The sequence below is a fragment of the Mycobacterium pseudoshottsii JCM 15466 genome, assembly GCF_003584745.1.
Classification (GTDB): domain Bacteria; phylum Actinomycetota; class Actinomycetes; order Mycobacteriales; family Mycobacteriaceae; genus Mycobacterium; species Mycobacterium marinum.
The window spans coordinates 5922407-5947971 of record NZ_AP018410.1 but is presented as its reverse complement, the minus strand read 5'-3'; the positions used below and the strand labels follow the sequence as shown (position 1 = coordinate 5947971).

Below are 25565 nucleotides of genomic sequence, written 5' to 3'. Positions count from 1 at the left end.
CTGACGCGACGCGGCCAACCCGTCAAAAGTAGTCTTGCGGCCGTGATCGACCTGAAACTGCTCCGGGAAGACCCCGACGTCGTACGCCGATCCCAGCTCAGCCGCGGCGAAGACCCGGCGCTGGTAGATGCCCTGCTCACGGCGGACACGGCCCGCCGGACCGCGATCTCGACCGCGGACTCCCTGCGGGCCGAGCAGAAAGCCGCCAGCAAGAGCGTGGGTGGTGCATCGCCCGAAGAGCGTCCCGCCCTGCTGCAACGGGCCAAGGATCTCGCCGAGCAGATCAAGGCCGCCGAGGCGACGCAGTCCGAAACCGAGACGGCCTTCACCGCAGCGCACATGGCAATACCGAACGTCATCCTCGACGGCGTGCCCGCCGGCGGGGAGGACGACTACGCGGTGCTGGACGTGGTCGGCGAACCCCGCGCGCTAGACAATCCGAAAGACCACCTGGAACTCGGCGAATCGCTGGGCCTGATCGACATGGCGCGCGGCGCCAAGGTGGCAGGGTCGCGATTCTATTTCTTGACCGGTCAGGGTGCGTTGCTGCAGCTGGGTCTGTTGCAGCTGGCGCTGCGGCTGGCCGTCGACAACGGCTTCATCCCGATGATCCCGCCGGTGCTGGTGCGTCCCGAGGTGATGGCCGGCACCGGATTCCTCGGGGCCCACGCCGACGAGGTCTATCGGCTCGAGGCCGACGACCTGTACCTGGTGGGCACCTCTGAGGTGCCGATGGCGGGCTATCACGCCGACGAGATCGTGGACCTGTCCGAGGGGCCGTTGCGCTACGCCGGATGGTCGTCATGCTTTCGGCGCGAGGCCGGCAGCTACGGCAAGGACACCCGCGGCATCATCCGGGTGCACCAGTTCGACAAGGTGGAAGGCTTCGTCTACTGCGCCCCCGCCGACGCCGAGGCCGAACATCAACGGCTGCTGGCCTGGCAGCGCGAGATGCTGGCGCAGATCGAGGTCCCCTATCGGGTGATCGACGTGGCGGCCGGCGATCTCGGCGCCTCGGCCGCCCGCAAGTTCGACTGCGAGGCGTGGATACCGACCCAGGGCACCTACCGCGAGCTGACCTCCACCTCGAACTGCACCACGTTTCAGGCCCGACGGCTGGCGACGCGCTACCGCGACGCCAACGGCAAGCCGCAGATCGCGGCCACGTTGAACGGCACGCTGGGCACGACGCGGTGGTTGGTGTCGATTCTGGAAAACCACCAACAGCCCGACGGCAGCGTGCGGGTTCCCGCGGCCCTGGTTGGGTTCGTGGGCACCGAGGTGCTCGAGCCCAAGGGCTAGACGCCCACCTTGTCGCGAGCCTGTTCGTGGCGGTGCTGGCGTTCGATGGTGGCGAAGTAGAACGCCAGCGCGAAGGCGAAGCTGGTGAACAGGCTGGACACGAAGTACAGCCAGGGCCTGCGCAGACCGCGTCGGTAGCCATCGACGATGGAGAACAGCGGCAGCAGGATCACGTTGGCGATCGTGTAGTCCTGGCTGGCCGAACCGGCGGCCGGGTTGGTGAACATCAGCCGGATGTAGTCCGCCCAGCTGCCCGGGCCCCAGATGGGGTTGGTCGCGCCGTGCGAGTACTCCCGGACGAAGCGGATGTTGAAGTACCAGCCAAAGGCGATCGAGGCGATGCCGACCGCGTAGTACACGCATTCCGGCGGGGAGAACCACGCACCTGCGGCCGGCCGGGCATACACCTGAGGGTTCGACGCGATGATCCAGCTGATGACGGCAATTCCGAGAACCGCGTGGACAAGAAGCGACACCATGGGCGCAGTCTCACCCCTATCCCGAAGTTTTGTCAATATTGACATAACTGTCGGGGTCGCGGGTTGAGGTACCTTACTGCCATGGTCAGGCCCGCGCAGACGGTGCGCAGCGAACGCACCCGCGAGGCCCTGCGCCAGGCCGCGGTGGTGCGATTCCTGGCCCAGGGCGTCGAGGAGACGTCGGCCGAGCAGATCGCCGCCGATGCCGGGGTGTCACTGCGCACGTTCTATCGCCACTTCAGGTCCAAGCACGATCTGCTGTTTGCCGACTACACCGGTTTGCATTGGTTTCGCGCGGCGCTGGACGCCCGTCCCGTCGACGAGGCGATCATCGACTCGGTACAGACCGCGATCTTCGCCTTCCCGTATGACGTTGAAGCCGTAGCGAAAATCGCCACCCTGCGCGGTGGGGAGCTGGACCCAAGCCGCATCGTCCGGCACATTCAGGAGGTCCAGGCCGACTTCGCCGAGGTGATCGCGGCTCAGCTGCGACGACGTAGCTGTGCCGCGGCGGGAACGTCGGCGCAAACCCCGGATGCCCGGGTTCGCACCGCGGTGACCGCGCGTTGCATCGCGGCCGCGGTGTTCGGCGCGATGGAAGTGTGGATGCTGGGCGAAGACCGGTCCCTCGGCGAGTTGGCGCGGGTGTGTCAGCTGGCGCTGGAGACGTTGCGGGCCGGGCTCACCAACACCTGGTGCCCCGACCGGCCCCGGACTGTTTCGTCATAATTGACAAAACTTTCGGACCGTGCCAGCCTCCAACTCGGGAGGTCGAGAGCATGGCGGAGTATGACGCGATAGTGATCGGCGCGGGGCACAACGGCCTGACCGCCGCGGTGCTGCTGCAGCGAGCGGGCCTGCGCACCCTCTGCCTGGACGCGAAGCTCTACGCCGGCGGCATGGCCTCCACCGTCGAACTGTTTGACGGCTACCGGTTCGAGATTGCCGGATCGGTGCAGTTCCCGACGGCGGCCGCGGTGATCAGCGAACTCGGCCTGGACACCTTGCCGACCGTGGATCTGGAAGTGATGTCGGTAGCCCTACGCGGCGTGGGCGACGATCCGTTGGTCCAGTACACCGACCCGATGAAGATGTTCGCCCACCTCAACGAGGTGCACGGGGCCGACGCGGTCACCGGGATGGCGGGCCTGCTGGCCTGGAGTCAGGCGCCGACCCGGGCGCTCGGGCGGTTCGAATCCGACACGCTCCCCAAGACCTTCGACCAGATGTATGCGTGCGCCACCAACGAATTCGAGCGATCGGCCATCGACGACATGCTGTTCGGGTCGGTCACCGACGTGCTGGACCGGTACTTTCCGGACCGGGAAAAGCACGCCGCACTACGGGGTTCGATGACGGTCCTGGCCGTCAACACCATCTACCGGGGACCGGCCACGCCGGGTAGCGCCGCCGCGCTTGCCTTCGGTCTGGGTATCCCCGACGGAGACTTCGTGCAGATGAAGAAGCTGAGCGGGGGCATCGGCGCACTCACCGCACATCTGTGCCGGCTGTTCGAGCGCGACGGCGGCGAGTTGCGGTTGCGCACCAAGGTCAGCGAGATCCTCGTCGACAGCGCCGAGGCCGGAGCGCGGATCAGTGGCGTACGCACCGAGGCGGGCGACATCGTGGCCGCCCCGATCGTGGTTTCCGCGATTGCCCCAGACGTCACGATCAACGACCTGATCGATCCGACGGTGCTGCCCAGCGATGTCCGGGATCGCTACGCACACATCGACCACCGCGGTAGCTACCTGCAGATGCACTTCGCCCTCGAGGAAGCCCCGGCGTTCGCGGCGCCGTATGAGGCCCTCAACGATCCGGCCATGCAGGCCTCGATCGGCATTTTCTGCACGCCAGAGGAAGTGCAGCAGCAGTGGGAGGATTGCCGCCGCGGGATCGTGCCGGCCGACCCGACCGTCGTGTTGCAGGTACCGTCGGTGCACGACCCCGACCTGGCGCCGCCGGGCAAGCACGCCGCATCGGCGTTCGCGATGTGGTTCCCGATCGAGGGCGAGCAAGACTCCCATGAGTACGGACAGGCCAAGACCGAAATGGGGCAACGGGTGATCGACAAGGTCACCCGCTTGGCGCCCAACTTCGAGCGCAGCATCATCCGGCACACCACCTTCACTCCCAAGCACATGGGCGTCATGTTCGGAGCGCCCGGTGGCGACTACTGCCACGGCTTGTTGCACCCCGACCAGATAGGTCAGAACCGGCCGGGTCCGAGAGGCTTCATCGGCCAGCCGATCCCGATCGCCGGGCTCTACCTGGGCAGCGCGGGATGCCATGGCGGACCGGGAATCACCTTCATCCCCGGTTTCAACGCCGGTCGTGCGGCGCTGGCCGACCGCTAGCGGGTCAGCGCCGGTCGCTGAGCAGTTCGTCGAGCAGCGCGATGAAATCGTCTGGACGCGCCGGGGTGAAGGCCGGTTGCCAACGAGCATCGGGGATGTCGAGGGTGATCAACGTCGACTTGAGCGGCCGGTTCATGTCCATCGGCAGCCAGCGGCGCAGATCCGAGCTGCCCCAGATGCGAAAGCGATGGGTGAGCAGTCCCAGCGATTCGGCACGGTAGCCGCGGATCGTGTCCAGCGCGATGATCTTCGCGGTGCCCGACGGGAAGTGGTAGCGACGCAACGTCAGCGCGGCCCCATCGAGCTGGACCACGCCGTCGTCGTAGAACCGCATCATTTCCGCGAGCTCCGCAGCTGGTGACCGCGGGTGGTGAGGCAGCGGCCGTCCTCCAGGCGCCACTGCCACCCGTGCAGGTTGCAGGTCAACGTATCGCCTTCTACCACACCGAACTTCGATAGGTCGGCTTTGAGGTGAGGGCAGCGGCGCTGAATCTCCCAGCCGTCCAGAGTGATTGAAGCGGAGTCGTCGTGAGTCTCGGCGAACCAGCCGTCGGCGTAGGCGATCCGCTCGTCGGTGAGGCACTTGAAGAACGTGTACAGGTATTCGTTGTAACCACCCACGCGCCAGGCCTGGAAGCGGGTGGACAAGAAGATGGTGTTGACCCAGTCGGGTTCTTGATCGCGCAGTACCGTGCGCACCAGCTCCGGCGCTATGGCAAACCCGTAGCGGAACTTCTCGTTGGGAATCGGCTCGCGCACCGTCCTTTTCGGAAAGTCCAGTACGACGGTTTCGGCGCCGATGACCAGTTCCACGGGGTAACCGATACCGTCGCAGATCTCATTGCTCTGCAACATGATCGGCTCGAACAGCGCGCGCAACGGCTCCAGCAGCGGCTCGCCCTCCGCGGGGGCCCAGCTCGCCCGTTCGGCGGCGATCACCGGAGCCATCCGGTCGGCGTAATCGGCGATGTAGGCGGACTTTCCGGTGGTGAAGATGGCCTCGACGTCTTCGGTGGGCAGCGGGTGGCTCAGCGAATTCAGGGTCGATCCGGTGAAATCCGCGATCGATCCGGGAATCATCAGCAAACCGCGATCATGGCCGTGGATGCGCATCTGGTCCAGGAAGACCATCTGGTCGGGGAAGATGTTGGCCGGATCGCTGCGGTCGTCGTTGAGCTCGCGCAGCTCGGGGTCCAGAAAACACGGTGGTCCCGCCGACGGCACCACCCAGGTCGCGTCCACCTGCGCGACGTACTGGCGCGCCCGGTCCATCCCGCGCTGTCGCTTCTGGGTGCCGAACGCCTCCTTGGCCCGGGCCGGCATGTCGTAGACCATCGGGTACCAGATCGCGCCGGAGTACTGCAGCAGGTGCACATCGACGTGGCCGAACTCCGATGCCAGCATGTCCAGCTCGATCGGTCGTGCGTCATTCATATTGAAGGCGGTGGTCTCGCCGTCGGAAACCACTAGCGCGGAGTCACCGATCGGACCGTCGGCCGGCGCCCGCAGCGCGATGATCATGATGTCGAGATCGCTGCGGGGCCCGCTGAGCCGGTGCTTGACCGAGCCGGTGGTTTCGAAGAACCGGTGAAATCCCAGCTTCTCGAGTTCATTTCGCAGATCCGGCACGGGGAAGTCCGGGAGCAGCACCACCGCGTCTTTGTTGACGTGCGAACGCAGGTTCTCGGCGTCGAAGTGATCCTTGTGCAGATGCGAGACATATAGGTAGTCGCAGTCGCCGATGGCGTCCCAGTCCAGTGCGCTGTTGTCCGGAAACGGGAACCAAGAAGCAAAGTAGGCCGGGTTGACCCAGGGGTCGCACAGAATGCTGCCGGACTGGGTCTGAATCAGAAAGCCGGCGTGGCCGACGCTTGTGACCTGCACAAATACCTTCCTGCAACAGCTACTGCTGACGCATGTTCGGCGCCAAATGCAGCATCGAGCTTAGCTTGAGTCGAGATCCTCGGCCCCCACAGCCGCCGGTAGTAATCGATTCGCCGCGGGTCCGGCGCCACTCCGTAGGCGGCGAAGAACTTCGCCTCCCAACCGTGGCCGGGAAAGTTCCACTGCAACGACAACGTTGCTACCGCCAGGTCGGCCCATCGATCGGCCACGCCCAGCGTGCCGAGGTCGACGTGGCCGCAACAGTTGCCGTCCTGGGCGATCAGGGTGTTGGGTGCACACGCGTCGCCGTGGCAGACCACCAACCGATCGATCGGGGGCGGGGCGCCGACATTAGCCCGGCCCGCCGCGGTCAGCCGCGCCAGTCGGCTTTGCGCAGACCAGTCGAATGGGCACGCTCGGACCGGCAAGCGCTCGTGCAGTGTGCGCAACCCCACACCGATGGCCCGCACGGCGACATCGGGTGCGGCCACCCAGCGGGGGTGCACGGCCGAGACGCCGGGTAGCCCCGCGGTGCGTAGCCACGCCCAGTCTTGCTCGACCCCGAAGTCCAGCACCGCCGGCACGGTGAGGTGTGCTGACGCCCAGCGCAAGCGTTGCGCCTCGGCGGTGAAGTCGAAGACGCCGGTTCTGGCCACCTTGATGAACTCGGCGCCGGGGCCCACCCGGAAGGTCACACCGCCCAGTTCGTTGGCCCAGACGGCTTGCACGGGGCGCCCGGCGGCAAGCCGTCGGACAACCGGGGGCACCGCGGGAGGTGCGGCGGGGAAGGACAAAGCACTCCTCTTTCGGACTTCAAATTCGCCACTTCAACCGACCGCCGGCCGGGAGCACTAGGCTTGACTGCTGTGGAACCGGTATACGGGACGGTCATTCAGCTTGCCCGCTTGACGTGGCGCATCCAGGGGCTCCGCATCACCGTGACTGGTGTGGAGAACATACCCGTCCAGGGTGGTGCGGTCATCGCAATCAACCACACCGGATACCTCGACTTCACCTTCGGCGGGTTGCCGGCCTACCAGCAGCGGCTGGGGCGCAAGGTGCGGTTCATGGCCAAGCAGGAGGTCTTCGACCAGAAGATCACCGGTCCCATCATGCGCAAGCTGCGACACATCCCGGTGGACCGGGCCGACGGCGCCGCGTCCTATGACGCTGCGGTCCGCTTGCTCAAGGCCGGTGAGCTGGTCGGGGTCTATCCGGAGGCAACGATCAGCCGAAGTTTCGAAATCAAAGAATTCAAGTCCGGCGCCGCGCGGATGGCGCTCGAGGCTGGGGTGCCGATCGTCCCCCACATCGTCTGGGGCGCCCAGCGGATCTGGACCAAAGGCCACAAGAAGAAGCTGTTCCGCCCGAAAGTGCCGATCGTGGTGGTCGTCGGCGAACCGATCGAACCCACGCTGCCGACCGCGGAGCTGAGCAATCTGCTGCACTCCCGGATGCAGCACCTGCTCGACCAAGCGCAGGAGCAGTACGGGCCGCATCCGTCCGGGGAGTTCTGGGTGCCGCGCCGGCTGGGCGGCAGCGCGCCATCGCTGGCCGAGGCGGCGCAGATGGATGCGCAGGAGGCGGCGGAGCGGGCCGCTCGCCGTGCCCAACGAGCCCATCCCGCGGGAGCGCCGGAGCAGTAGCGCATGGCGGAGCCGACCTACCGGACCCTCGAGATCCTGGCCAAGTTGCTGGTGCTGGCCACGGGGACCCGGATCGCTTATGTCGGCGTCGAGAATGTGCCCGAGCGGGGCGGCGCGGTGATCGCGATCAATCACACCAGCTATGTCGACTGGCTTCCGGCCGCGCTGGCAATGAATCGGCGGCACCGTCGCATGAGATTCATGATCAAGGCCGAAATGCAACGAGTGAAGGTGGTCAACTTCCTGATCAAGCGCACTCGGACCATTCCGGTGGATCGCGGCGCGGGGGCGGGCGCCTATGCCCTAGCGGTGCAGCGCCTTCGCGAAGGGGAGCTGGTCGGCGTCTACCCAGAGGCGACGATCAGCCGGAGCTTCGAGCTCAAGGAGTTCAAGACCGGGGCCGCGCGGATGGCGCTGGACGCAGACGTGCCGATTGTGCCGGTTATTGTTTGGGGTGCTCAGCGGATCTGGACCAAGGGCCAGCCCAGGCACATCGGACGCGCCAAGGTTCCGATCGTCGTGCAGGTTGGCCCGCGTTTACCGGCTGCCGGTGACATTGCGCAGACCGACGCCGCCCTGCGCCAAGCGATGACCATGCTGCTGCAGGAGGCGCAACGGAGCTACCCGCAGCCAGCAGGGCAGTACTGGGTGCCGCGCCGGCTTGGCGGCACCGCGCCGACTCCGGCCGAGGCAGCTCGGCTGGACGCTGACGAGGCTGCCGCCAGGGCCGCCGGCCGGACACCGCATCAATCGCGGTAGTGGCGGCTGAAGGACAGAAGGAGGAACCGAAGGATGGCAGAGCCATTCTTCCGAATGATGGAAGTGCTTGTTCCGTCGATCGTTGCCGCTAACGGAAACAAGATCACCTACTACGGGTTGGAGAACATCCCCGACCGGGGCGGCGCGTTGATCGCCCTCAACCACACCAGCTATGTGGACTGGGTCCCTGCCTCCATTGCCGCCAAGGAACGCAAACGTCGGCTGCGGTTCATGATCAAGGCCGAGATGCAGGAGGTGAGGTCGGTCAACTATGTGATCAAGCACGCCCAGCTGATTCCCGTTGACCGCGCCGAGGGCGCCAATGTCTATGGGGTCGCCGTCCAACGACTGCGTGAGGGTGAACTGGTCGGGGTACACCCCGAGGCGACGATCAGCCGCAGCCTCGAACTACGGGAATTCAAGACCGGGGCGGCCCGGATGGCGCTCGAGGCTCAGGTACCGATAGTTCCGATGATCGTCTGGGCCGCGCAGCGGATTTGGCCGAAGGGTCACCCCAAGAATCTGTTCCGCAACAAGGTTCCGATCAGTGTGGCCATTGGGCCCGGGCTGCCGCCGGCGGGCGATCCGACGGAACTCAACGCCACGCTGCGGCAAGCGATGGAATCGATGCCGCACTGGGTGCAGGAGCAGTACCCTCACCCCGAAGGGGAATTCTGGGTGCCACAGCGGCTGGGCGGCGGCGCGCCCGGTCCAGAGCAGTCCAGCCAATTCCGCATCGCGGAGTTGGCCGAACGCGCCCGCAAGCGCGGATATGACGGCGTTACCTCACGCAGTTCCAGCGAAGGCGGACCACACTGACCACACCGGAGAGCCGGCCGGCGCTCATCGCCTGCGACGTCGACGGCACCTTGTTAAACGATGATGAACACGTCTCCGGACGCACCCGCGATGCGGTGCGCGCCGCGGTTGCCGGCGGCGCGACCTTCATTCTGGCCACCGGCCGGCCGCCGCGCTGGGTACGGCCGGTCGTCGAAGAACTCGGGTTCACGCCGATGGCGGTGTGCGCCAATGGCGCCGTCATCTACGATCCCGCGACCGACCGGGTGGTGTCGGCGCACACCCTCTCGGTTGAGGCGCTGGCCACGTTGGCGGAGGTTTCCAGTCGGGTAATTCCCGGGTCTGGGTTGGCGGTCGAGCGAATCGGCGAGCGAGCCCACGACACGGCGACCCCACAGTTCGTCAGCTCGCCCGGCTACGAGCACGCCTGGCTCAACCCGGACAACACCGAGGTGTCGATCGAAGACCTGCTCAGTGCCCCGGCGATCAAGCTGCTGATCCGCAAGGCCGGTGCCGCCAGCGCGGACATGGCGGCCGAACTGGCCAAGCACGTGGGCATCGAGGGCGACATCACCTACTCGACCAACAACGGGCTGGTCGAAATCGTGCCGCTGGGCATCAGCAAGGCCACCGGTGTGCGCGACGTCGCGGCGCCCTTGGGCATTGCCGATACGGACGTGGTGGCGTTCGGCGATATGCCCAACGATGTGCCGATGCTGTTGCGGGCCGGTTTGGGTGTGGCGATGGGCAATGCCCATCCCGACGCGTTGGCCGCCGCGAACGAGGTCACCGCCCCCAACAGTGAGGACGGTGTCGCCAAGGTGCTCGAGCGCTGGTGGTTCTGAGCGCGTCGCCGCGCCTCAGGGAATGATCGGGTGGATTGGTAGCGAGAAGTGCTCGGGTGGCACCATCGGCCCGCTCGGGGGTTTGGTCGCCAGCGGTGTGGTGATCCCGTTGACGACCTCGGAGACGTTGCCGGTGAGCCGTTGGAAGTTCAACACACCGTGCTGGAAGTTCTGCGTAATCCGCAGCGGCTCCTGTATCTCGGCGCTGGTCGGCAATCCGAGCGGGCCGCGTTCGTAGCTCAGCGAGGCCCACGCGTCATAGATCGCGCCGGTCACCGGTTGGGCGCCGGTGGTCGGTGACCAGTACATCGCGCCCTTGGCGAAGGTGGCGTAGCGCGCGCCGTCGGCCCCGTCCGCTTCCGGAGATGTCGGTGCCCCCAGCACGCTGTTCATCGCGCCCAGCTCCTGCCAGCGCTGGTAGATCGCGCCGCCCTCCAAGGACTTGAGCAGCTCCTCCGGCGGGTCGTTGAAATGGGATGCGATTTCGCGGATCTCGTCCATCAGGGCGTAGGCGGCGTTGCCGGGACAATCGGTGTTGCCGACGTCGCGATGGGTGAAGATGGCCGGCAGTTTCGCGATGGCGCCGCCGGGAACGGTGGTGTACGAACTGCCCGTGGACTCCAGCTCCACCATGCTCTTGGGGTCGACTTCGGCGATGCCCAGCCGCCACCCCAGCAGTCGTCCGACGGCACGGATCTGCAGCGGCGTGGGCGCCACGTCATCGAAATTGCCGATCATCGCGACACCCCAGGTGTCACGGTTGAATCCGCCGGTGTGGAACCCTTCGACCGGTTTGGTGAGCCCGCCGGCACTGCCCTCGAAGATCTGACCGTACTTGTCGACCAGCGCGTTGTAGGCGATGTCGCACCAGCCCAGCGTCTTGCTGTGATACGTGTAGATCGCCTTGACGATGCCCGCCGATTCCAACGGGGAATAGTCGTTGCTGCCCGCCGTGTGATGGACCACCGCGGCGCGTACCGCCCGGTCGTATTCCGGGCTCTCACAGCGCAACGCTTCGTCCGCTCCCCAATCCGCGCGGCTGATGATGGGGGGCGCCTGGCCAGGCATGGTGACCCCGGTGGGCGGGGTCCAGTGGGTGCCGGCCGGGGCCTGCGGCGGGGAGATGAGCACCGCCGAAATGTTCTGCCCGAACGGCAGCTCCTTGGTGGCCGGACGGTAACCAAGGTCAACGGGCTCGGGTTCGCCGGTGGGTGGCGGCTGAGTCACCGGGGCGTCGATCGGGCGGGTGACCGCGATCTCGACCGTGTTGGTGGTGCCCACGAAGACCGGTTCGGTGCTACGCGGTCGCTCCGAGGTCCCCGCCGTTGCCGGTGCCCCGGCGCCTTGCTCGTCGGGCGTGGCGGTTTCGTACTCCGCCTGGTACCACGGCCCCCACGAACCATCCGACTGCCTGGCCCTCATCCGTGCTGAGGTGCCGACCAGATCCCCGGTCAGCGCCACTAGGGAGAACGGCTCGTCCTGGGTGAGTTGGCGCACCGTGACGCCGCCGCCGAGGCCGACCAGCGGCTGCTCGACCAGCCGGGTGTCCTGAGCCGACGGCTGCTCGTGGGTGCTGGGAGGGGGACGGGTCAGCACCCACGAGACGATGACGACCGTCGCCGCGATGGCGGTGAGCAGCATGGTCGGTGCGCGACTGCGGGACGGCACCAAAGGGATGTTACTTGTGTGTCTGATGTTTCTTGTGAGGCAACACGGGGTAATGGGCCGAAAACCTGTCGACGACACCGCAGAGGATAAGTAGCTGGGGGGTGGGTTCGGGTCCAGCGTGACTCTGCGGTGTCGTCAAGTGACAGGTTCTGGGGCCTTTCGCTAGGTGCCGATTAGATCGGCGGTACCGCGGCTGCGGCAGCCGCCGCAGCCGGTGCGACTGCCGCAGGTGCGGCCGCCGCGGGTGCCGCTGCCGCGGCGGGTAGTTCGGGCACCGCCGCTGCGGCCGCCGGCGCGGCTGCGCCACCGTTTTGGACGGCCTGCATGATCGAAGGCATCAGCACGCCCTTGAGCAGGTCGATGGCCTGGCCTGCGCCCAGCTGGTTGGCGGCCTGCATCACGTCGTTGAGGATTCCGCCGCCGCCGGTGCTGCTGCCCAGGCCGCTGCCGCCCAGGGATGAGGTCCCCGGCCCGTATCCCAGGCTGGGGTCACCCAGGATCGGATAGGTGCCGTCCATCCCGGGGTCCAGGCCGACCGGCGTCGTGATGGGAATCTCGTTGGTGCCACCAAGTGACGGGTCCAGGCCAGTCGGACTGGTCAAGCCGGGTGCCAAGCCGGTCGGGCTGGTCAACGCCGGATTGGTGAGTGCGGGGTTGACGGCGGCGCCCGGTGTCGGGGGCAGCGTCGTGCCCGTCAGGGCCAAGTCTCCCGGCATTCCCGGCGTCAGACCCGGGGTGGTCAGGCCTGGGCTGGTGAGACCCGGGCTGGTCAAGCCGGGGCTGGTCAACCCCGGGCTCATGCCGGTGCCGGTACCGCCGGTGAGGCTGGGCACTGGAGGCAGATTGATCCCGAACGAGGACAAACCCTGCGACAGCGCGGTCATCAACTCGGTGGGCAGGTCGGCCACGCTGGCCGCCCGCACAAACTCGTGGTGTTCGGTCGGCTTGGTCTCGGTGGTCGATTCGTAAACAAGAAAGTATGCACATGGACTCGCAACTGCCAGGGCGGCGACCGCGCTCATGGCTGTCGAGAGCTTGCGTCGGCGTCGATTCGGCACGGAAGTCTCCTCAATCTGGACTATGTGTAGCGTCGGTTCGCGCCGGCTGTCCTCGGCGGCTCGAACCCACACGCTCGATGGTACGAGTGAGGTTGGTGAGACTAATGTGGTTATATCGAATCGTGAGGCAATCGCTACCTAAGGTGGCATCTTCGGCCCATCGGGGTCATCGGACCCGCTTTAGACCTGCTTAGGGCCTGCTTGGGTTGTCGAAAGCCGGTGCAACCCTGACCTTGTCGTCCTGCCAAATCGGGTTTTCGCAGGAAGGTCGGATACCCTAGGCAACCGATGACCGAACGCTTTGACCTCTTCGTCGTCGGCTCCGGATTTTTCGGCCTGACGATCGCCGAGCGCGTGGCTACCCAACTCGGCAAGCGTGTCCTGGTTGTCGAGCGGCGCCCGCACATCGGCGGTAATGCATATTCCGAACCCGAGCCGCAGACCGGTATCGAAGTCCACAAGTACGGTGCGCACCTGTTTCACACCTCCAATAAGAAGGTGTGGGACTACGTGGGGCAGTTCACCGACTTCACCGACTATCGCCACCGGGTGTTCGCGATGCACAACGGGCAGGCCTATCAGTTCCCGATGGGGCTGGGTCTGGTCTCGCAGTTCTTCGGCAAGTACTGCAGTCCCGCCGAAGCGCGCCAACTCATCGCCGAGCAGGCCGCCGAGATCGATACCGCCGACGCCCAGAATCTCGAGGAGAAAGCCATCTCCCTGATCGGGCGCCCGCTGTATGAGGCGTTCGTCAAGGGGTACACCGCCAAACAGTGGCAGACCGACCCGAAGCAGCTGCCGGCGGCGAACATCACCCGCCTGCCGGTGCGCTACACCTTCGACAACCGGTACTTCAGTGACACCTACGAGGGATTGCCCGTCGACGGCTACACCGCGTGGCTGCAGAACATGGCCGCCGACGACCGCATCGAGGTCCGGCTCGACACCGACTGGTTCGACGTCCGCGACGAGTTGCGCGCGGCCAACCCCGAGGCTCCCGTCGTATACACCGGCCCGCTAGACCGCTACTTCGACTACGCCGAAGGCCGGCTGGGCTGGCGCACCCTGGACTTCGACGTGGAAGTGCTGCCGATCGGAGACTTCCAGGGCACGTCGGTGATGAACTACAACGATCTCGACGTCCCCTACACCCGCATCCACGAATTCCGCCACTTCCATCCCGAGCGCGAATACCCGTCGGACCAGACGGTGATCATGCGCGAGTATTCCCGGTTCGCCGAAGACGAGGACGAGCCCTACTATCCGATCAACACCGAGGCCGACCGCGCCCTGTTGGCCGCCTACCGGACCCGGGCGAAGTCCGAGACCGCGTCATCGAAGGTTCTGTTCGGCGGGCGCTTGGGCACCTATCAATATCTGGATATGCATATGGCCATTGCCAGCGCTTTGAGCATGTATGACAACGTCCTCGCGTCGCACCTGCGCGACGGTAGACCGCTGGCGGAACCGCCGGCCGAGGAGAGTGCGCGCGGATGAGTGCCGTAAGCCTTTTGTCCCGAGTCATCCAGCCGCGTCCGGGCGAACCGCTCGACGTGCGCAAGCTGTACCTCGAGGAGTCGACCACCAACGCTCGGCGCGCGCATGCGACCAGCCGGACCTCGCTGCAGATCGGTCCGGAATCCGAGGTCTCCTTCGCCACCTACTTCAATGCGTTTCCGGCCAGCTACTGGCGACGCTGGTCGATCTGTAAGTCCGTGGTGCTGCGCGTCGAGTTGTCCGGTGCCGGGCGCGTCGACGTCTACCGGACCAAGGCCACCGGAGCGCGCATCTTCGTCGAAGGGCGCGCATTTGCCGGTGATGAGGACAAGCCGGCCGTGCTCGAGATCGAGGTGGCGCTGACGCCGTTTGAAGACGGCGGCTGGATCTGGTTCGACATCACCACCGACACCGCGGTGACCTTGCTCAACGCGGGCTGGTACGCGGCCGAGCCCGCGCCGGGAACGGCCAACATCGCGGTCGGCATCCCGACGTTCAACCGCCCCGCGGACTGTGCCAACGCGTTACGCGAACTCACCGCGGACCCCTTGGTGGACGAGGTCGTCGGCGCGGTGATCGTGCCGGACCAAGGCACCCGCAAAGTGCGCGATCACCCGGACTTCCCGGCCGCCGCAGCCCGCTTGGGCGACCGGCTCTCCATCCATGACCAGCCCAACCTGGGCGGTTCCGGTGGCTACAGCAGGGTCATGTACGAGGCGCTGAAGAACACCGACTGCCAGCAGATCTTGTTCATGGATGACGACATCCGCATCGAGCCGGACTCGATCCTGCGGGTGCTGGCGATGCACCGCTTCGCCAAGAGCCCGATGCTGGTGGGTGGGCAGATGCTCAACCTGCAGGAGCCGTCACACCTGCACATCATGGGCGAAGTGGTGAACCGGGCGAACTTCATGTGGACCGCGGCCTCGCACGCCGAGTATGACCACGACTTCGCCGAATACCCGTTGAACGACAACGAAGACAAGAGCAAGCTGCTGCACCGGCGCATCGACGTCGACTACAACGGCTGGTGGACCTGCATGATCCCGCGGCAGGTGGCCGAGGAGCTGGGCCAGCCACTGCCGTTGTTCATCAAATGGGACGACGCGGACTACGGGCTACGGGCCGCCGAACACGGTTACCCCACCGTCACCCTGCCGGGGGCGGCGGTGTGGCACATGGCTTGGAGCGACAAGGACGATGCCATCGACTGGCAGGCCTATTTCCATCTGCGCAACCGGCTGGTGGTCGCGGCCATGCACTGGGACGGTGACGTCACCGGACTGGTCCGCAGTCACCTCAAGGCGACGCTGAAACACCTCGCTTGCCTCGAGTATTCGACGGTGGAGATCCAGAACAAGGCCATCGACGACTTCCTCGCCGGCCCCGAACACATCTTCTCGATCCTGGAATCGGCGCTGCCGGAAGTGCACCGCATTCGCAAGTCCTACCCGGATGCGGTGGTGCTGCCCGCGGCCAGTGAGCTGCCCCCGCCATTGCACAAGAACATCGTGAACAAGCCCCCCACCAACCCGGTGACGATCGGCTACCGGTTGGCCCGCGGCATCTTGCACAACCTCAAGACCGCCGACCCGGCCCACCATGGCCGCCCGGAATTCAACGTGCCGACCCAAGACGCCCGCTGGTTCCGGCTGTGCACGGTCGACGGCGTCACCGTGACGACGGCCGACGGGTGTGGCGTGGTCTATCGGCAGCGCGACCGGGCCAAGATGCTCTCACTGCTGTGGCAGTCGCTGCGCCGTCAGCGGGAGCTGTCCAAGCGATTCGACGAGATGCGCAGGACCTACCGCAACGCGTTGCCGGTGCTGTCGAGCAAGCAGAAATGGGAGACGGCGCTGCTGCCGGCGACGAGCCACGAGCCCGAGCATGCCTGAACCGGCGCCACCGCGCGGTGAAGCCGCGGCGATCGTCGCGGTTCAGTCGGCACTGGCTGATCGCCCCGGGGTGCTGGGCACGGCGCGCGGGCTCTCCCACTTCGGCGAGCACAGCGTGGGCTGGCTGCTGGTGTCGGCGCTGGGCGCGATGCTGTTCCCGAGCCGGCGCCGGGAGTGGGTGGTCGCGGGGGCCGGCACCTTCGTCGCGCACGCCGCCGCCGTGGTGATCAAGCGGGTGGTGCGGCGCAAACGGCCCCATGACCCGGCCGTGACGGTCAACGTCGGCACGCCCAGCAAGCTGAGTTTCCCGTCCGCGCACGCCACCTCGACGGCCGCCGCGGCCATCCTGCTCAGCAGGGCGGCCGGGGTGTCCGAAGCTGCGGGCGCGGCGGTGTTGGTGCCGCCGATGGCCCTGTCTCGAATACTGCTGGGGGTGCACTATCCCAGCGACGTGGCCGCCGGCGTCGCCGTGGGTGCCAGCGTCGCGGCCATCGCCGCGCGACTCGACAAGGTCTCGACAAAAGGTATGTCGCTATGAGCGAAGACGTGGTGACCGGACCCCCGACCAACCTGGTGGCCGGTGTGGTCAAGGCGATGCGCCCACGTCAGTGGGTGAAGAACGTGCTCGTGCTGGCCGCCCCGCTGGCCGCGGCGGGCCGCGGGGTCCGGTACGGCTACGCGGAAGTGCTGTTCGAGGTCTTGGTGGCCTTCGTGGTGTTCAGCCTGGCCGCCTCGGCCATCTATCTGATCAACGACGTGCGAGACGTCGAGGCGGATCGGGAGCACCCCACCAAGAGGTTTCGCCCCATCGCCGCCGGCGTGGTGCCCGAATGGCTGGCGTACACGTTGGCGGTGGCGCTGGGCGTGACGTCACTGGGGCTGGCCTGGTGGTTGACCCCGAGCCTGGCCGTGGTGATGGTCGTTTACCTCGCCATGCAGTTGGGCTACTGCTTCGGCCTCAAGCACCAAGCGGTGATCGACATCTGTATCGTGTCATCGGCGTATTTGATCCGCGCCATCGCCGGCGGCGCGGCCACCGACATCCGGTTGTCGCAGTGGTTCCTGCTGACGGCGGCGTTCGGGTCGCTGTTCATGGTGGCCGGCAAGCGTTACGCCGAGCTGCAGCTCGCCGAGCGCACCGGTGCGGCGATCCGCAAGTCGCTGGAAAGCTATACGAGTACCTATCTGCGGTTCGTCTGGACGTTGTCGGCCACCGCCGTGGTGGTGTGTTACGGGCTGTGGGCGTTCGAGCGGGACAACTACTCGGGATCCTGGTTCGCGGCGTCGATGGTGCCGTTCACCATCGCCATCCTGCGCTACGCGGTCGATGTCGACGGGGGATTGGCCGGGGAGCCCGAGGAGATCGCCCTGCGGGACCGGGTGTTGCAGCTGTTGGCGCTGGCGTGGATAGGAACAGTTGGGGCCGCTGTTGCCTTCGGCTAGCTCCAGACTCAAGGCCCTGCAGGCCGGTGCGCTGGCACGGCGGCCAGTGCTGCGGCCAATCAGGTGGCCGGCGTTTCCGTATGACCCCTGGGTCCGGATCAGCCTGTGGATCGGTGTGGCGATCATTGCCCTGCTGTTCGGGTGGGGAGCCTGGCAACGACGCTGGATCGCCGATGACGGACTCATCGTGCTGCGCACGGTGCGCAATCTGTTGGCCGGCAACGGGCCGGTGTTCAACATGGGCGAACGGGTGGAGGCCAACACCTCGACGGTGTGGACCTATCTGCTCTACGCGGCGAGCTGGGTCGGCGGGCCGATGCGGCTCGAGTACGTCGCGCTGGCGGTAGCGCTGACGCTGTCGGTGCTGGGTGTGGTGCTGGTGATGCTGGGCGCCGGCCGGCTGTATGCGCCGAGCCTGCGCGGCCGTCGGGCGATCATGTTGCCCGCGGGGGCGCTGGTTTACATCGCGGTACCCCCGGCGCGTGACTTCGCGACGTCCGGCCTGGAAAGCGGTCTGGTGCTGGCCTACCTGGGACTGCTGTGGTGGATGATGGTCTGCTGGTCGCAGCCGCTGCGGGGTCGCTCGGACAACCCGGTCTTCATCGGCCTGCTGGCCTTCGTCGCCGGATGCAGTGTGCTGGTGCGCCCGGAGCTGGCGCTGATCGGTGGGCTGGCCCTGATCATGATGCTGATCGCGGCCCGCAGTTGGCGTCGTCGCGGGTTGATCGTGCTCGCCGGTGGGTTGCTGCCGGTGGCCTACCAGATCTTCCGGATGGGCTACTACGGCTTGCTGGTTCCCGGCACGGCGCTGGCCAAAGACGCCGCGAGGGACAAATGGTCGCAGGGCATGGTCTACCTGACGAACTTCAACCGGCCGTATGCGCTTTGGCTGCCGCTGGTGCTGGTGGTGCCGCTGGGAGTGGTCGTGATGTTCGCGCGGCGGCGGCCCGCGTTCCTGCGCCCGGTGCTGGCACCCGATTACGGACGGTTTGCCCGCGCGGTGCAGAGCCCGACCGCGGTGGTGGTCTTCATGGCCGGCAGTGGCGTACTGCAGGCGCTGTACTGGATTCGCCAGGGTGGCGACTTCATGCATGGCCGGGTGCTGTTGGCGCCGCTGTTCTGCGTGCTGGCGCCCGTCGCCGTCATTCCCCTGGTCGTGCCCGATGGCAAGGACTATTCGCGTGAGACCGGCTACTGGGTGGCCGGTGCCGTCAGCGTGCTGTGGTTGGGCGTTGCGGGCTGGTCACTGTGGGCGGCGAATTCGCCGGGGATGGGTGACGACGCCACCCACGTCAGCTATTCGGGGATCGTCGATGAGCGCCGTTTCTACGCTCAGGCCACCGGGCACGCGCACCCGCTGACCGCCGCCGACTACCTCGACTACCCGCGGATGGCCGCCATTCTGACGGCGCTCAACAACACCCCGGACGGGGCGTTGCTGTTGCCGTCGGGCAATTACACCCAGTGGGATCTGGCGCCGATGATCAAGCCCGGATCGGCCCCCGGCATCCCGGCCAGCGAAAAGCCGCAGCACACGGTGTTTTTCACCAACTTGGGCATGGTTGGCATGAACGTCGGGCTCGACGTCCGGGTGCTGGACCAGATCGGTCTGGCAAACCCGCTGGCCGCGCACACCGGGCGGCTCGAGCATGGCCGTATCGGCCACGACAAGAACCTGTTCCCGGACTGGGTGATCGCCGACGGTCCGTGGGTGAAGTGGTATCCGGGTGTCCCCGCCTACCTCGATCAGCAGTGGGTCGCGCAGGCCGAGGCCGCCCTGCGATGCCCCGCCACCCAGGCGGTGCTGAACTCGGTGCGGGCACCGATGAGCCTGCACCGGTTCGTGTCCAACGTGGTGCACTCGTTTGAGTTCACCCGGTACCGGATCAACCGGGTGCCGCTGTATGAGCTGGTCAGGTGTGGCCTCGAGGTGCCCGACGTCCCGCCCGCCCCGCCTCGGGAATGAGCAAGTCGGTAGTGGCGCCGGACCGTTTTGGGGGTGCCGCTGCGCGGCGCAATATTCGGTTTGGTAAATATTTGGGTCGGATTCGATCGCACCGCACGCCGGGGCTGACCCTGGTTTGATCGGATACTGACAGAAACATCACATTTGATCTGTCACCCGCGCGCACGGAACCGCGGGCACGTGCGAAAACGCAACGTTGCGGTGGCGGGCGGGTCCGAAAAATCGGTCCGGATCCCCGCTGGGTAACGAACTGCGCGCCGTCTTCGATGAGAGGATCGGCCCAAAGATGTGGTTGACTACACGGGCACTGCGGCCCACCGCGCGCAGTCTGACCTAGTTGAGGATGCGCCCGATCTAACCGGATGCGCCTAAATGAATGAGGATGAGGAAGCAAGGATGAAGCTTGTTGACAGGTTTCGTGGCGCCGTGACGGGTACGTCGCGCCGACTCATGGTGGGAGCCGTTGGCGCGGCCCTGCTATCGGGTCTGGTCGGCTTCGTCGGCGGCTCGGCGACCGCGAGTGCGTTTTCGCGGCCGGGCCTGCCGGTGGAATACCTGCAGGTGCCCTCGGTGGCGATGGGCCGCAACATCAAGGTCCAGTTCCAAAGCGGTGGCGCCAACTCTCCGGCGCTGTACCTGCTGGACGGCATGCGTGCGCAGGACGACTTCAGCGGTTGGGACATCAACACCCCCGCGTTCGAGTGGTACTACCAGTCGGGCATCTCGGTCGCCATGCCGGTCGGTGGCCAGTCCAGCTTCTACTCGGATTGGTACAACCCGGCTTGCGGTAAGGCTGGCTGCACCACTTACAAGTGGGAGACCTTCCTGACCAGCGAGCTGCCGCAGTACCTGTCGGCCAACAAGGGTGTCAAGCCCACCGGCAGCGGCGTGGTTGGTCTGTCGATGGCGGGTTCGTCGGCCCTGATCCTGGCGGCCTACCACCCCGACCAGTTCGTGTACTCCGGCTCGCTGTCGGCACTGCTGGACCCGTCGCAGGGCATGGGCCCGTCGCTGATCGGCCTGGCCATGGGTGACGCGGGCGGCTACAAGGCTTCCGACATGTGGGGCCCGAAGGACGACCCGGCCTGGGCGCGTAACGACCCGATGCTTCAGGTCGGCAAGCTGGTTGCCAACAACACCCGGATCTGGGTGTACTGCGGTAGCGGCAAGCCGTCTGACCTGGGTGGCGACAACCTGCCCGCGAAGTTCCTGGAGGGCTTCGTCCGGACCAGCAACATGAAGTTCCAGGCCGCGTACAACGCTGCCGGTGGCCACAACGCCGTGTGGAACTTCGACGACAACGGCACGCACAGCTGGGAGTACTGGGGTGCGCAGCTCAACGCTATGAAGCTTGACCTGCAGCACACGCTGGGTGCGACACCCAACACCGGTGACACCCAGGGCGCCTAGTACCAAGCGCTCGGCGTACTAACAGAACAGCGATTAACGGCGGCGGCCCTCAGGGGTCGCCGCCGTTAATCATTTCTGGCGTTATCTCCCCTTTATCCGGTCGTAGCCGGTGTGGTTAGCTACGTGCGGGCCGGGCCTTGCTGTGAGCACGCAGCGATACACGATGGAGGTGGACATGAGGGGTGTGTCAGTGGTGATACGGCTGCTCTGCGTTGCCGTGCTGTCAGTCACGTTGGGCGGTATCACGGTGGCCACGGGATCCACCGGAAAGGCCAACGCCGCTCCGTACGAGACCCTGATGGTCCCCTCGGGCGCAATGGGCCGAGACATCCCGGTGGCTTTCCTGGCCGGCGGGCCGCACGCGGCCTACCTTCTCGACGCCTTCAACGCCGGCCCCGATGTCAGCAACTGGGTCACCGCGGGTAACGCGATGAACACCCTCGGCGGCAAAGGAATCTCGGTGGTCGCGCCGGCGGGCGGCGCGTTCAGCATGTACACCGACTGGGAACAGGACGGCAGCAAGCAGTGGGACACCTTCCTCTCCAGTGAGCTGCCCGATTGGCTGGCTGCCAACAAGGGCCTGGCGCCCGGCGGCCACGCCGCGGTCGGTGCGTCCCAGGGCGGCTACGGCGCGATGGCGCTGGCCGCATTCCACCCCGACCGGTTCGGTTTCGCCGGATCGCTGTCCGGGTTCTTGTACCCGTCGAGCACCACCACCAACGGGGCGATCCTGGCCGGGATGCAGCAATTCGGCGGAGTGGATGGCAACGGCATGTGGGGTGCCCCACAGTTGGGTCGGTGGAAGTGGCACGACCCGTGGGTCCACGCCGCCCTGCTGGCGCAGAACAACACCCGAGTGTGGGTGTGGAGTCCGACCAACCCGGGCGCCAGTGATCCCGCGGCCATGATCGGCCAGGCCGGTGCGGCAATGGGCGACAGCCGGTCGTTCTACCAGCAGTATCGCAACGTTGGCGGGCACAACGGCCACTTTGATTTCCCGGGCGGCGGCGACAACGGCTGGGGCTCGTGGTCAGCGCAGCTGGGTGCGATGTCTGGTGATATCGTCGGCGCAATCCGCTAGCCGGCCGGCGTACGACCTCGGCTGACGGCGCTGCTCCGACACCCGCTGTATCTGTCAGCCGGGAAGTAACCCCGTGGTGAGCCGGTACCGTGTATGGAGTGCAGCTAAGGGCGGTACCGCCGCGTCAATACGCGGTGCGGGTGAGTTCGGGTGGCTCGGGTGGTGAGCGGGCGCGACACCGCCGCCCCCAGCACCTGTACCCACACTGATAAGTACCTACCCTGCAGCAGGAGAACATGGCCACGAACTCCCGGCGGAGACGCCGACACCGGATCCTTGCCTGGGTCGCCGCGGGTGCGATGGCATCGGTGGTGGCGTTGGTCATCGTGGCCGGGGTGATCCTGCTGCGCCATTCCGAAACCCCGCCGAGCGCGGTACCGCCGGGCATCTTGACTCCGGCGCCCACCACCCCCCACCCGCGCAAGCCCCGGCCGGCATTCCAGGATGCGTCGTGCCCCGACGTGCAGTTGATCGCGGTTCCGGGCACCTGGGAGTCATCGCCCCAGGATGACCCGCTCAACCCGCTGACGTTCCCCAAAGCGTTGCTGCTCAAGGTCACCGGGCCGATCTCCACGGACTTCCCCGAATCCCGGGTGCAGACCTACACGGTTCCCTACACCGCGCAGTTCCACAATCCGTTGAGTGCCGACGGCAAGATGTCCTATAACGACAGCCGGGCCGAAGGCGCCCGCGCGATGGTCGCGGAAATGACGGACATGAACAACAGGTGCCCCCTGACCAGCTACGTACTGGTCGGGTTTTCCCAGGGCGCAGTGATCGCCGGCGACGTGGCCAGCGATATCGGCAACGGCCGCGGACCCGTCGACGAAGACTTGGTGCTGGGTGTGACGCTGATTGCCGACGGGCGCCGGCAGCCCGGGGTGGGCAACGACATCCCGCCCAGCCCGCCGGGCGAAGGCGCCGAAATCACCCTGCACGAGGTGCCGGTGCTGTCCGGGCTCGGATTGACCATGACCGGCCCCCGGCCCGGCGGATTCGGTGCGCTCGATGACCGGACCAACGAAATCTGCGCCGAGGGCGACCTGATCTGCGCCGCCCCGCAAGAAGCTTTCAGCCCCGCCAACCTGCCGACCACCCTGAACACCCTGGCCGGCGGAGCGGGTCAGCCGGTTCACGCGATGTATGCCACCCCGGACTTCTGGAGCTCCGATGGGGAGCCGGCTACCGAGTGGACGCTGAACTGGGCCCATGAACTCATCGACAAGGCACCGCATCCCAAACACGGGTGATCGAGTCCCGGTAGTAGCGATCGGCGACCGCCAGCGGGCCTCGCCAGGGGGACACAGCGACTCGCTCGCGATGGCAGGCGCAAACAGCGGTACCTTGTGATTTGGTCTGTCGCGCCCTGCCCCTTAACGTTAAGAGAAATTTAAGAGCATGTGGAAGGCCGCATCGGGTCGAAGCTGGCACCGTCGCGCGAGCTGTGGCTCGCGCGCGCCGCTCGAGGGCTGGTCCGCGCACAGATGTAAAACGTCGGCCCAGCCGACCGAAATGTAACCCCGTCGGCGTAGCCGACTGAGCAGTGTTGTGACAGGAGAGGGCCCCATGGCGTACCACAACCCGTTCATCGTGAATGGAAAGATCAGGTTCCCGGAGAACACGAACCTGGTTCGTCACGTCGAGAAATGGGCACGGGTTCGTGGTGACAAGCTGGCCTACCGCTTCTTGGACTTCTCCACCGAGCGCGACGGTGTCGAGCGCGACATCTTGTGGTCGGAGTTCAGCGCCCGCAACCGCGCCGTCGGTGCGCGGCTGCAGCAGGTGACTCAGCCGGGTGACCGCATCGCGATCCTGTGCCCGCAGAACCTGGACTACCTCATCTCGTTCTTCGGTGCGCTCTACTCCGGCCGGATCGCGGTGCCGCTGTTCGACCCGGCCGAGCCGGGCCACGTCGGCCGCCTGCACGCCGTGCTCGACGACTGCACGCCGTCGACCATCCTGACCACCACCGACTCCGCCGAGGGCGTGCGGAAGTTCATCCGCAGCCGGTCGGCCAAAGAGCGGCCCCGCGTGATCGCGGTCGACGCGGTGCCAACCGAGGTCGCCTCCACCTGGCAGCAACCCGAAGCCAACGAGTTGACCACCGCCTACCTGCAGTACACCTCCGGCTCCACCCGCGTCCCCTCTGGCGTGCAGATCACCCACCTGAACCTGCCCACCAACGTGCTGCAGGTGCTCAACGCGCTGGAAGGCCAGGAAGGTGACCGCGGGGTCAGCTGGCTGCCGTTCTTCCACGATATGGGCCTGATCACGGTGCTGTTGGCGTCGGTGCTCGGGCACAGCTTCACCTTCATGACGCCGGCCGCGTTCGTGCGCCGGCCCGGGCGCTGGATCCGTGAGCTCGCCCGCAAACCGGGCGAGACCGGCGGCACCTTCTCGGCCGCGCCGAACTTTGCGTTCGAGCACGCCGCGATGCGCGGTGTGCCCCGCGACGACGAACCGCCACTGGACCTGAGCAACGTCAAGGGCATCCTGAACGGCAGCGAGCCGGTGTCGCCGGCTTCGATGCGCAAGTTCTTCAAGGCGTTCGAGCCCTACGGCCTGCGCGAGACCGCGGTCAAGCCGTCCTACGGTTTGGCCGAGGCCACCCTGTTCGTCTCCACCACACCGATGGACGAGGTGCCGACGGTCATTCACGTCGACCGCGACGAGCTGAACAAACAGCGCTTCGTCGAGGTTGCCGCCGACGCGCCAAACGCCGTCGCGCAGGTTTCGGCGGGCAAGGTCGGTGTCGATGAATGGGCGGTCATCGTCGACACCGAGACGGCCAGTGAGCTCCCGGACGGCCAGATCGGTGAGATCTGGTTGCACGGCAACAACCTGGGGATCGGCTACTGGGGCAAGGAAGAAGAATCCGCCCAGACCTTCCGCAACATCCTCAAGTCGCGGGTTCCCGAGTCGCATGCCGAGGGCGCTCCCGACGATGGCTTGTGGGTGCGCACCGGCGACTACGGGACCTACTTCAAGGGCCACCTCTACATCGCCGGCCGGATCAAGGACCTGGTCATCATCGACGGTCGTAACCACTACCCGCAGGACCTCGAATACACGGCGCAAGAATCCACCAAGGCGCTGCGGGTCGGGTACGTCGCGGCCTTCTCCGTGCCGGCCAACCAATTGCCGCAGAAGGTCTTCGACGACCCGCATGCCGGACTGAGCTTCGACCCCGAGGACACCTCCGAGCAGTTGGTGATCGTCGGCGAACGCGCCGCGGGTACCCACAAGCTCGAGTACCAGCCGATCGCCGATGACATTCGGGCGGCCATCGCCGTCGGGCACGGAGTGACCGTGCGGGACGTGCTGTTGGTGTCGGCCGGGACCATTCCTCGGACTTCGAGTGGCAAGATCGGCCGCCGCGCCTGCCGCACCGCCTACATCGACGGCAGCCTGCGCAGCGGCGTCAGCTCCCCGACAGTCTTCGCCACCGGATCGTAAGCAAGCGTAAGCAAAGGTAGC

Annotated in this window: 22 protein-coding genes; 16 read left to right on the top strand and 6 right to left on the bottom strand. The window is 66.4% G+C overall.

Features of this window, described 5'->3' with window-relative positions; translation table 11 throughout:
• The first annotated feature begins 42 nt into the window (after window positions 1-42).
• Window positions 43-1302 carry a serine--tRNA ligase gene (serS, locus tag MPSD_RS27230; protein WP_020785539.1) on the top strand — a complete coding sequence of 420 codons (1260 nt, stop codon included), beginning with the start codon at window positions 43-45 and terminating at the stop codon, window positions 1300-1302.
• Here the strand turns inward: serS and MPSD_RS27225 are convergent.
• Window positions 1299-1781 carry a DUF2834 domain-containing protein gene (locus MPSD_RS27225; protein WP_015357653.1) on the bottom strand — a complete coding sequence of 161 codons (483 nt, stop codon included), beginning with the start codon at window positions 1779-1781 and terminating at the stop codon, window positions 1299-1301. The two genes, serS and MPSD_RS27225, sit on opposite strands and share 4 nt — an antisense overlap.
• 81 nt (window positions 1782-1862) lie before the next feature.
• Between MPSD_RS27225 and MPSD_RS27220 the strand changes: the two genes are divergently transcribed.
• Entirely contained in the window at window positions 1863-2510 is a 648-nt protein-coding gene (locus tag MPSD_RS27220; protein WP_041300746.1) for a TetR/AcrR family transcriptional regulator, read from the top strand.
• Window positions 2511-2560: 50 nt separating this feature from the next.
• Complete coding sequence (locus tag MPSD_RS27215; RefSeq protein WP_012396884.1) at window positions 2561-4138, top strand: phytoene desaturase family protein; 1578 nt, start codon at window positions 2561-2563, stop codon at window positions 4136-4138.
• Window positions 4139-4142: 4 nt separating this feature from the next.
• Here the strand turns inward: MPSD_RS27215 and MPSD_RS27210 are convergent, their stop codons facing one another.
• The 3 genes from MPSD_RS27210 to MPSD_RS27200 are packed head-to-tail and all read right to left on the bottom strand — an operon-like array spanning window position 4143 to window position 6816.
• A complete protein-coding gene (locus tag MPSD_RS27210; RefSeq protein WP_015357650.1) occupies window positions 4143-4475 on the bottom strand; it encodes a hypothetical protein in 333 nt (110 codons plus the stop codon).
• Window positions 4472-6022 (bottom strand): MBL fold metallo-hydrolase, encoded by a 1551-nt coding sequence (locus MPSD_RS27205; protein WP_086084837.1) that lies wholly within the window; start codon window positions 6020-6022, stop codon window positions 4472-4474. The genes MPSD_RS27210 and MPSD_RS27205 overlap by 4 nt, the downstream gene beginning before the upstream one ends.
• A complete protein-coding gene (locus MPSD_RS27200; RefSeq protein WP_036426106.1) occupies window positions 5986-6816 on the bottom strand; it encodes an aminoglycoside phosphotransferase APH(3') in 831 nt (276 codons plus the stop codon). Before MPSD_RS27200 ends, MPSD_RS27205 begins: the two co-directional genes overlap by 37 nt.
• Window positions 6817-6888: 72 nt before the next feature.
• On the opposite strand from MPSD_RS27200, the gene MPSD_RS27195 reads away from it, so the two are divergent.
• The 4 genes from MPSD_RS27195 to MPSD_RS27180 are packed head-to-tail and all read left to right on the top strand — an operon-like array spanning window position 6889 to window position 10070.
• Complete coding sequence (locus MPSD_RS27195) at window positions 6889-7668, top strand: lysophospholipid acyltransferase family protein (RefSeq protein ID WP_012396880.1); 780 nt, start codon at window positions 6889-6891, stop codon at window positions 7666-7668.
• A 3-nt stretch (window positions 7669-7671) separates the two neighbouring features.
• Window positions 7672-8427: a lysophospholipid acyltransferase family protein gene (locus MPSD_RS27190; RefSeq protein WP_086084838.1), complete on the top strand. Its 756-nt coding sequence runs from the start codon at window positions 7672-7674 to the stop codon at window positions 8425-8427.
• 33 nt (window positions 8428-8460) lie between these two features.
• Window positions 8461-9246, top strand: a complete 786-nt coding sequence (locus MPSD_RS27185) for a lysophospholipid acyltransferase family protein (RefSeq protein WP_086084839.1) — start codon at window positions 8461-8463, stop codon at window positions 9244-9246.
• Window positions 9243-10070, top strand: coding sequence for a Cof-type HAD-IIB family hydrolase (locus MPSD_RS27180; protein WP_049785276.1), 828 nt, complete (start codon window positions 9243-9245; stop codon window positions 10068-10070). The genes MPSD_RS27185 and MPSD_RS27180 overlap by 4 nt, the downstream gene beginning before the upstream one ends.
• Window positions 10071-10085: 15 nt before the next feature.
• On the opposite strand, the gene MPSD_RS27175 is transcribed toward MPSD_RS27180, so the two are convergent.
• Both MPSD_RS27175 and MPSD_RS27170 read right to left on the bottom strand, forming a co-directional pair.
• Entirely contained in the window at window positions 10086-11738 is a 1653-nt protein-coding gene (locus MPSD_RS27175; RefSeq protein ID WP_179953024.1) for an LGFP repeat-containing protein, read from the bottom strand.
• A gap of 173 nt (window positions 11739-11911) precedes the next feature.
• Window positions 11912-12796, bottom strand: coding sequence for a hypothetical protein (locus MPSD_RS27170; RefSeq protein ID WP_119571763.1), 885 nt, complete (start codon window positions 12794-12796; stop codon window positions 11912-11914).
• A gap of 288 nt (window positions 12797-13084) precedes the next feature.
• On the opposite strand from MPSD_RS27170, the gene glf reads away from it, so the two are divergent.
• The 9 genes from glf (at window position 13085) to fadD32 (ending at window position 25544) form a co-directional block, all read left to right on the top strand.
• Window positions 13085-14293: a UDP-galactopyranose mutase gene (gene glf / locus MPSD_RS27165; RefSeq protein WP_020785547.1), complete on the top strand. Its 1209-nt coding sequence runs from the start codon at window positions 13085-13087 to the stop codon at window positions 14291-14293.
• Window positions 14290-16188, top strand: a complete 1899-nt coding sequence (locus MPSD_RS27160) for a glycosyltransferase (RefSeq protein ID WP_086084840.1) — start codon at window positions 14290-14292, stop codon at window positions 16186-16188. The genes glf and MPSD_RS27160 overlap by 4 nt, the downstream gene beginning before the upstream one ends.
• Entirely contained in the window at window positions 16181-16726 is a 546-nt protein-coding gene (locus MPSD_RS27155) for a phosphatase PAP2 family protein (RefSeq protein WP_015357640.1), read from the top strand. Before MPSD_RS27160 ends, MPSD_RS27155 begins: the two co-directional genes overlap by 8 nt.
• On the top strand, window positions 16723-17631 hold the full coding sequence (locus MPSD_RS27150) for a decaprenyl-phosphate phosphoribosyltransferase (RefSeq protein ID WP_011742458.1): 909 nt from the start codon (window positions 16723-16725) through the stop codon (window positions 17629-17631). Before MPSD_RS27155 ends, MPSD_RS27150 begins: the two co-directional genes overlap by 4 nt.
• Complete coding sequence (gene aftB / locus MPSD_RS27145; RefSeq protein ID WP_179953023.1) at window positions 17606-19597, top strand: terminal beta-(1->2)-arabinofuranosyltransferase; 1992 nt, start codon at window positions 17606-17608, stop codon at window positions 19595-19597. The genes MPSD_RS27150 and aftB overlap by 26 nt, the downstream gene beginning before the upstream one ends.
• Window positions 19598-19993: 396 nt before the next feature.
• Entirely contained in the window at window positions 19994-21007 is a 1014-nt protein-coding gene (ag85A, locus tag MPSD_RS27140; protein ID WP_086084853.1) for a diacylglycerol acyltransferase/mycolyltransferase Ag85A, read from the top strand.
• A gap of 175 nt (window positions 21008-21182) precedes the next feature.
• Entirely contained in the window at window positions 21183-22088 is a 906-nt protein-coding gene (locus tag MPSD_RS27135) for an esterase family protein (protein WP_012396869.1), read from the top strand.
• Between the two features lie 236 nt (window positions 22089-22324).
• Window positions 22325-23338, top strand: coding sequence for a carboxylesterase Culp6 (gene culp6 / locus MPSD_RS27130; protein WP_020785552.1), 1014 nt, complete (start codon window positions 22325-22327; stop codon window positions 23336-23338).
• A gap of 316 nt (window positions 23339-23654) precedes the next feature.
• Window positions 23655-25544, top strand: coding sequence for a long-chain-fatty-acid--AMP ligase FadD32 (gene fadD32, locus MPSD_RS27120; RefSeq protein WP_012396868.1), 1890 nt, complete (start codon window positions 23655-23657; stop codon window positions 25542-25544).
• Window positions 25545-25565 lie beyond the last annotated feature (21 nt).